Below are 8177 nucleotides of genomic sequence, written 5' to 3'. Positions count from 1 at the left end.
CTCGCTGTGACTACCGAAAGTCATCACGTAATCGAGGGGCAGAGCCGGCTCGTGGCCCGGCGAGCGCACGCGTGACCTGCGCAGATCCGGCGAGAGCCCTCAGAAACTCGAAGGAAACGGGACGATCGGTTTGTTACGATCGCGTGCCCACGATCTTTTGAAGGAGGGGGTGTGGGCAAGAGGAAACAGCACCCTGGTCAGGCCAGTGAGGACGCCTACGGCCAGGCTGCGGGCGCGATCGGCGCTCTCGTCATCGTCTTCGGCATCCTGGCCGCCATCAAGACCAAGTTGGGCCTGTCCTGGCCGGCCACGGTGCTGCTCACCGCAGGATCGCTGGTGGCCCTCGGCTACCTGGCCTGGCGTATCCGCACGGGCGTCAAACGCCTGTGGGCACGCGAGGAGCAGCCTGCGGTGATGCGCTCGCAGGAGGTGCCCGCCACGGCGACGAGTGTGGCGGAGGAGGCCGTCCAGGTCGTGCCGGCGCACCCAGAGCTGACCGCGGCGCTTGTCACGGCGGGCACCATTGGAAAGGACGAGGTGATTCGTGCCGACGAAGTCACGGTCACCGCTGTCCGGACGGGTAAGCGCTACGACTTCCTGGTACCCAAAGGGCGTACCTATATGGATGTCGAGAAGCGGTTGGGAAACATCGCCGGAATGTTCGGCGTGACCCGCCTGCATACCAAGCTCGAACGCAGTCGGCAGAACGAGCGCCGGGTGCAGCTGCTGGTGCTGGATGAGCCACCGTTCAGCCGGCCGGTCCCGGCGCCAACCCGGCAGGAAATCGTGGCATTCAACGGAGTCCCGTTCGGGCACGACGTCGTTGGCGAACTCGTCGGCGTACCAACTTTCGACAAGGCATCGCTGCTGGTCGGCGGCATGACCCAGATGGGCAAGACCACCCTGGTCAACGGTCTCATCACCTGTCTGCTGATCGCGTACGGTGATTTCGACCTGTATCTGCTCGATGGGAAGCACTGCGGGCTGACACGGTTTGAGAAAATTGCGGCCCGCTACGAGGCATCTGATGATCCGGCCGTCATGGAAAGCATGCTCGATAAGCTGAACGGCCGCGTGGAGCAGCGCTACGGGAAGATTCAGGACGCGATCCGCAACCGGCGTCCGATCCCGATGTTCAAGCCGGTGTTCTTCATCGTTGATGAAGCGGCTGACTTTTTCGCCGACAACGGAACGCCCGCCGGAAAGGAGCGGGCTCGCAAGGTCGCGGAGAAGGCCCGGTCACTGGTCGCGAAGGCGCTGGAATCCGAGATTTCCACCGTGATGCTGACGCAGCGTCCCGCACAGAACGCGATCCCGGTCATGGTCCGGGACCAGTTCCTGTACCGGATGTGCCTGTACGTGGCGTCGGAAGGAACCGCGAAAGTCGCCCTGGGTGACACGTATTTCGAGACGGTCGCCCCGATCAGCCCGGCACTCCTCGACTCCAACATCAAGGGCCAGGGCGTGCTCTTCGCGCACGGGGTTTCCACTCTAATCCGGGGTTTCAATTTCACGGACGAGTTCATCTGGGAAGTCGTGGACGGAGTTCACGATCGCCAGCAGCAGGTCCTCGAGCAGGCGCCGGTATCCCCGCGGAAGCAGGCGATCGAGCTGATGCAGAGTAAGGGCCTGGATTTCATGTCCACTGCCGACTTGGCGTCAGCCCTCGGTATCACAGAAACGGACCCGGTGAACCGCGGGAAGAAGGTGTCCCGGCTGCTCGGAGTTCCGGCAGGCAAGGGCCCGAAGGGCGTTCGGGGCTATCGCCTCGCCGACCTCACCGCAGCCCTTATGTCCGGTTCTTGACCGCCACCCGGCACCGCCAGCCCACCGCCAAACCACCGCCAGACGCCGCCACCAGACAGGTGCGGGTGATGGTCAGTACCACCTGGGTGGCGGTGGTCTGGCGGTCCCTTGGCGGTCATGGGTGGCGGACCTGACCTGCACAAACAGTCAAACACCCCGCAAGAGAGGGAGGAGGCGCATTGCGCACCACCGCAGCGCTAGCGATCGGCCTGGGAGCAACCGCGGCCGTCGTCGTGGCCGCGCTCGTCCAGGCCGCCGGCGACGACCCCATAGGCACGGGTATGGCAGGAGGACTCAGCCTGTCCGTCCCCACCCAGTACAAAAACCTGATCGAGGACGCGGGACACACCTGCCCCGAAATCAGCCCGAACCTGCTCGCCGCGCTCCTTCACCAAGAATCTGATTTCATCCCGGACAGGACGTCACCGGTCGGCGCGCAGGGAATCGCTCAGTTCATGCCGTCCACGTGGGAGACCGAAGGAATCGACGCGAACGGCGACGGAAAACGCGACGTGTGGGATCCCAAGGACGCGATCCCGTCAGCGGCCCGATACCTGTGCACCTTGGCGAAGGATGTCAAAGACGTCCCTGGCGACAAGACTAGTAACATGCTCGCCGCCTACAACGCCGGCAGTGAACGCGTCCGAAAGGCCGGAGGTATTCCGGCCATTGAGGAGACACAGGCATACGTCCGGGAAATCAAGGCGCTCGCCGCGCAGCCGTCACCGGGCGGGAAAGCCACCACGACAGAGCAGGCCGCCACGGTGGTCAACACGGCACAAGAGATGCTCGGCACCCCTTATTCGTGGGGCGGGGGAAGCGCGAGCGGCCCGACCACGGGCACGTGCTGCTCACCCAACGGAAGCTCCGGTGGAGCCATTACGGGCTTCGACTGCTCCGGACTCACGCTCTATGCCTACGCGAAAGTCGGTATTGCCCTACCGCGAACAGCGGCGGAACAGTACGCGGCATCCGATCCCGTCAAGCCCGGACAGGAAATACCTGGAGACCTCGTCTTCTACGGCAACAGCCCGGCCAACCTTCACCACGTGGGCATTTACATCGGCGGGGGCTGGATCATCAACGCCCCTCGGCCCGGCACCCAAGTCCGCTTCGACTCCAAAGACGCGATGAGTGACGTATTCGCCATCGCCCGCCCCATCCACAACAAGGAGGCCTGACCCATGCTCATGTCCAAGTTCATCGTTCTCGCCAAGCCGGTCGACATGAGCGGCGGATTCAAAGACTTCTTCGACACCATCGGCCTCACCGGCGGCGGCCTGGTCACCAAGGGCATCGCAGCCGTCATCGCGGTAATTGCCGTCCGCATGCTGCTCCAGCTGTCGAATGACCCCAAGAGCGCCCTACAGAAGGGCTCGATGGCCGTCGGCACTCTTTTCGTCGCCGTCATCCTCGCCCTCTACGGGGACACTCTTTTCTCGACCGTCACCAACGCCAAGAGCTGATCCGCCATGCCGGACAAAGACCCGTGCGATCTGATCAAAGGCATGGCCCGGACGTACTGTAAAGGAGGAGGCAAAGACCATTCCCCGGGCTCTGGAGGTGGCGGGGGAGGCGGCATCACCGACGGCGCCTCCCAGCATGTCAGGGGCCTCGCCGACAGCCTCATCAAAAAGGTCCAGGCGCTGGTCGCGCCGGAGCGCGTCTGGGCGCCGGAGAAGTCCGACAGCACGCTGTACGAGCCGTTCCTGTGGCTCGGCCAGCACCTCGCCGTGGCGATTTTCGTGTGCGTGGTCGTCGTGTGTGCCCTGACCGCCTGGCGGGGCGTACCCCGGCTAAGGCAGATGGGGGCCTCGACCGGGTGGACGCTGGCGGCCGTCGCCGGTATGGCCTCGATCCCAGGGGTCGTGATGCTGCTGGACACGGCCATAAACAGTGCGTTCACGGCCGCGTTCAGCAGCAACGAGACGACCCTGTTCAACGTCGTACGCGATGACCTGCAGCGCGGAGCGGACTCGGGAAACCCGCTGGCACTTCTACTGATCATCTCCGCACTCGTGGTGGCTCTGGGATTTGCCGCGCTGGTGTTCATGACGCGTCAGCTCGGCATCCTCGCGTTCGTGTGCATGGCTCCCCTGGTGCTGGCGTCGCTGGCACGCGGTGGCGACACCACGGCGGTCAGGCAGTGGGCGATGCGGCTGTTGGGGCTGATGTTCGCCCCGATCATGCTGCTGCTGGTCTCGCCCTTCGTGGCATTCGCTAAGGGCTCGCTCGTGGTGGACACTGCCCTGCTGGTCGCCGCGGACGTGCTGATGCTGCGGATGATCTTCCATGGCTTGCCCTACTTCGGCCCCAAGGTGGCTCGCGCTGCCCGGACCGTGGTGGAGCGCACCACGGGCAACCCGCTGGCCCGGGCGGTTGTACGGGCCGGCGTGCCGAATGTCTATGAGCAGGAGAACGCGCGCGCGTTGCGCTCGGTGGACACGCCCGGCCGCGCGTTGCACAAGGACCAGGGTGTTCTGTTCGCCGCTTATGGGGTCAAGCAGCGGCAGCGTCCGGGACAGCTGACGACGGCATCGGCCGTCACTCAGGTCCGGGAACGTGCTGCTCGCACCGCCCAGCTCACCCAGGCACGCCAACAGGCGCGGGCGGCAGCCCAGTCCAAGGCGCCCGCTGGCCAGCTCCCGACACCCCCCAGCCAGGCCCAGATGCCGAATCCGAGGCCGGCACCTACCCGGCAGCCCCAGGCACCGAACCGGCCAGCATCCAACCGGCCGCCAACCCCCTAGGACAACCTGCCTGTGCTTGGCCCCGGCGTTCGCTTTCCCGGCCTTCGGCGGCCACAGCGGATGCCGGGGCCAAGCACACACATGCTCTTTTGCTCTTTGGAGGCTTCTTCGTGTACTCCCTGACCCCCGGCTATCGTGTGCCCGCCGTGCAGCGCGGGCTGAGCCCTGCCGAAACCCTGCTGACGAAGATCAACGCCGGGGTCGGGAGCGCCGTCCTGATGTCCGCGATACTCACCCCGCCACCCGTGTGGATCTTCGGCGCGGTGGGCACGGCTGTGGCCCTGCTCAACGTGGCGCCGGGACCACGCTCGATCGCCCGCTGGGCGGCCGTCGGATACCGGCACCTGCGGGAAACAACCGCGCCCGACGCTGTGTTCGCGCGTCCGGGCGCGACTAGAACCTGGGCCCTGTACCCGGAGCACGGCACCATGCAGGACCCGCTGCGGCGGGCGGCGTTCCATGACGCGTTCTCCCGCGCCTTGGCCTTCGCCGGCGGCCAGGCCCGCACCGCCGGCATCCAGGTCCACGTCACCTACCACGCCATCGTTGGCGACTACACCGACCACACCCAGACGGTGTCCGTACACATCCCCAAGGGGCTGGTCGGTCAGCCCGACCGCATCCTCGACACCCTCGAGGGCGAGTTCGCGGCCCTGGGCGCCCTTGCCCCCCTCACACCCGAGCCGATCCCCGCCGTGACCGGCCGCGGTCCAGGCTGGGCCGCCCTGGACGACGGCCGCCACGCCTCCACCGCCCGGATCACCGGCTGGCCCGAGGAGAGCGGCGGTGACCTCATGCCCCGGCTGCTGCTGGGCCAGGAGTCCGACCGGTCCCTAGCGGTGCTGTATCGGCCGCTCCCGGCGGCCCAGTCTCGCCGGTCGGCGAAATGGCAGCGCGCCGCAAGCGAAGCATTCACCACCGACAAGGTCAAGCAAGACACTCACGAGATCGCCTCCAGCACCGCGCACGGCGCGCTCGTCCAGGGCGCGACGCTCGTGGACATCGATGCCTACCTGACGGTGTGGGGCGACAGCCCTCAAACCGTCATGGACGCTCGCTGGCAGGCCGCGCTCGCGGCCGATCGGCACCGCATCCGCCTCGACTGGCTCTGCGGACAGCAGCACCGCGCCCACGCCATGACCACCCCTCACGGAGCCTCCACCAGGAAAGGGGCGATCCTGTGATCCGTCTGCCCTCCACCCACGCCGCGATCACGGCGCCGCTCGTCGCCTCCAGCACCCGCTTCCCCGGCATCCCGATCGGGCGGTCCCTGCTGGACGGCCGCCCCTTTCACCTCTCCCCCGTCCTCGCCGACGCCGCCATCCTGCCCTCCACGAACTCCATCGGCCTGGGCGGCCTGGGATCGGGGAAGTCCACGACCAGCAAGGTGCGCATCCGCCGGGAGATCCTCGAGCACGGCCACCAGGCCGTCGTGATCGACAGCTTCGGGGAGGACAGCACCAGCGGGGAATGGGCGCCGCTCGTACGCAAGCTGGGCGGCCGGGTCATCCAGGCCGGCAGCTTCACCCTCAACCCCTGCTCCGACCTCCTCCCGCCCGAGGTCCGCGAGCAGCTCGTCCGCTCGCTGATCGTCGCCGTTGAACCTGCCGCGCTCAGCCCCCAGGCCACCCACGCCCTCCAGCACGCCCTCAACCACCCCAAAGCGACCTCACTGGACGGCTTGGTGGACGCACTGGTGCGCCCCGAAGACGGCCGGTGGCCGGCGGCGAAGCTCACCGGGTGGGGTGAAGGCGCCGCGATCGCGTTGTCCCGCTATACCGAGGGCAGCCTGCGCGGACTGTTCGACGGCCAGGACGCCACCCTGCCCGAGACGGACCTGTCGATCGTCAGCTTCGACTTCTCCGGCCTGGACCGCAGCAGCCCCGCCATCCCAGCCTTGATGGCCGTCGTGTCGTGCTGGGCAGAACACCTGTGGCTGCGGCAGTCCACCGCCGTGCACCGGCACCTGGTGCTCGAGGAGGCATGGCAGATCCTCCTCTCCCCCGCCACAGCCGAACTGATCCAGCGCCTGCTGAAGAACAGCCGCAAGGCCGCGCTGTCCCTGGACGTGCTGATGCACACGCTCTCCGACCTGGGCGACGGCCGGGCACAGGACCTGGCACGCCTGTGCGAGGTCGCCCACATCGGACGCCTCGGCCCAGAAGAAGCGGCCATCGTCGGCGCGCTGCTCAGTCTGCCGGCCTGGGCCGTGGAGAAGATCCCGACGCTGGACCCTGGGCAAGCCGTGTGGAAGGTCGGCCCCGACTACATCGACATCATCCAGACCGTACTGGACGAGGACGAAGCCCGGCTCACCGACACCTCCACACGCCGCCGCCAGGCCCAACAGGCCACAACCTCCACAGACACCGCAGAAGCCAACGCCGATCAGGCCACCGTGACCGAGACGGGCGTCGATGCCGACAGCGACCACGGCGACAAGGACGACATTCCGGCGGAGACGGTAGTACCCATCGAGCAGGACACCTGCGAAGACGATGGTGACCGGGACTGGGAGATGCCGCCGAACGTCATCGATCACCAGGACGTTCTCCAGGCCGCGAGGGAAGGCCGGTGCAACGAGGCCGCTCAGATGGCCGCCATCGGCGAACGCGAAGACATCAACATGTACGGGATCAACTCGATTCAAGCCATTTCCTGGCTCACAACCCAAGCCCAAGTAGCGGAGCTGTGCGGCAACCCCGACCAAGCAGCCAGACTCCGCGCTACCGTCGCCCGCATGGGCAAAGACGTGGAATGGTGGCAGCAGACCCACCCGACCGGCGACACCACAACTCCAGCATGGCACAGCACAGCCCCGTCGTCGGCCACACCCACACCCTTGCCCACCCCGCCACGGGACGGTGAGGAACACAAGCAACCGCGTCGGCGCACCTGGCCCTACATCGCCGTGATCGTGGCCCTGGGCATTGCCGGCGCGTGCGTTTGGCATAACACCGAAGACGACCAACAGCGTCAGGAACGTCAGAAGGAAGCCGCCGCCTACAAAGGTGTGTCAGCCGTAGAACTGCACATCGACGGAGTCAAGGCGCAGACAGTGGCGGCGTGGAGCAAGGATGGCCAATCTGTCGTTCTATCAGCCTGGGTCAACTCGGAAGAGAAGCCGAAACTCGTCCGCATCGATTCGGGAGATCAGACTGCGAAGGAGGAAACGCAACCTCTCAAGCCGGGGCAGATTTCCATGCCGATCCAGCTGGAAGTCAAGATTCCGGTCAAGGGCCGCTACCAGCCCGCCCGTTTGCAGATAGCGGTTGGCGGCCCCCATTGGAAGCCAGGCTCCAAGGCCCCGCACCGCACGATCGAGTTCCGCCCGGACCGGACAGCCATCGACATCGAAACGGGAGAGCTCCTCAAACAGCAGTACTCCAGGCTGCTCTGATACCAGACAGCGCGTGAAGGGCTGAGCGGATGTCGGCACGGTGCCGGGCGTCAGCGAGGACGAGACCGACGAGAGCCTCCCCTCCGACCATTAATGCCGCGCATGAAGCGACCCCTGCCGCCCGGCTCGGTTCGGCGACGAGGGCCGTTCCATACGTTTCTGCGCCCGTCGTGTGAGGCTTGCGGAAGCGCCTACCGGCTGGGCCTGGCCTCGTCCAGCAC

General features: G+C 66.5%; 6 protein-coding genes. All 6 read left to right on the top strand.

Translation table 11 applies throughout. From position 1 onward, the window contains the following. The first annotated feature begins 171 nt into the window (after positions 1-171). Entirely contained in the window at positions 172-1806 is a 1635-nt protein-coding gene (locus tag RM609_RS34055; RefSeq protein WP_311616541.1) for an FtsK/SpoIIIE domain-containing protein, read from the top strand. A gap of 179 nt (positions 1807-1985) precedes the next feature. Next, the gene (locus RM609_RS34050) at positions 1986-2987 is read left to right on the top strand and encodes a C40 family peptidase (RefSeq protein WP_311616539.1); all 1002 of its coding nucleotides are present in this window, start codon (positions 1986-1988) and stop codon (positions 2985-2987) included. A 3-nt stretch (positions 2988-2990) separates the two neighbouring features. Further along, on the top strand, positions 2991-3272 hold the full coding sequence (locus RM609_RS34045; RefSeq protein WP_311616537.1) for a hypothetical protein: 282 nt from the start codon (positions 2991-2993) through the stop codon (positions 3270-3272). A 6-nt stretch (positions 3273-3278) separates the two neighbouring features. Further along, positions 3279-4556 carry an energy-coupling factor transporter transmembrane component T family protein gene (locus tag RM609_RS34040; RefSeq protein WP_311616535.1) on the top strand — a complete coding sequence of 426 codons (1278 nt, stop codon included), beginning with the start codon at positions 3279-3281 and terminating at the stop codon, positions 4554-4556. 110 nt (positions 4557-4666) lie between these two features. Then, positions 4667-5740, top strand: coding sequence for a hypothetical protein (locus RM609_RS34035; protein WP_311616533.1), 1074 nt, complete (start codon positions 4667-4669; stop codon positions 5738-5740). Next, entirely contained in the window at positions 5737-7956 is a 2220-nt protein-coding gene (locus RM609_RS34030) for a putative type IV secretion/conjugal transfer ATPase (protein ID WP_311616531.1), read from the top strand. The genes RM609_RS34035 and RM609_RS34030 overlap by 4 nt, the downstream gene beginning before the upstream one ends. The last annotated feature ends 221 nt before the right edge of the window (positions 7957-8177 follow it).

The sequence above is a fragment of the Streptomyces hesseae genome (assembly GCF_031845785.1).
In the GTDB taxonomy this organism is placed as follows: Bacteria; Actinomycetota; Actinomycetes; order Streptomycetales; family Streptomycetaceae; genus Streptomyces; species Streptomyces hesseae.
This window is presented reverse-complemented; position numbering and strand designations above follow the sequence as displayed.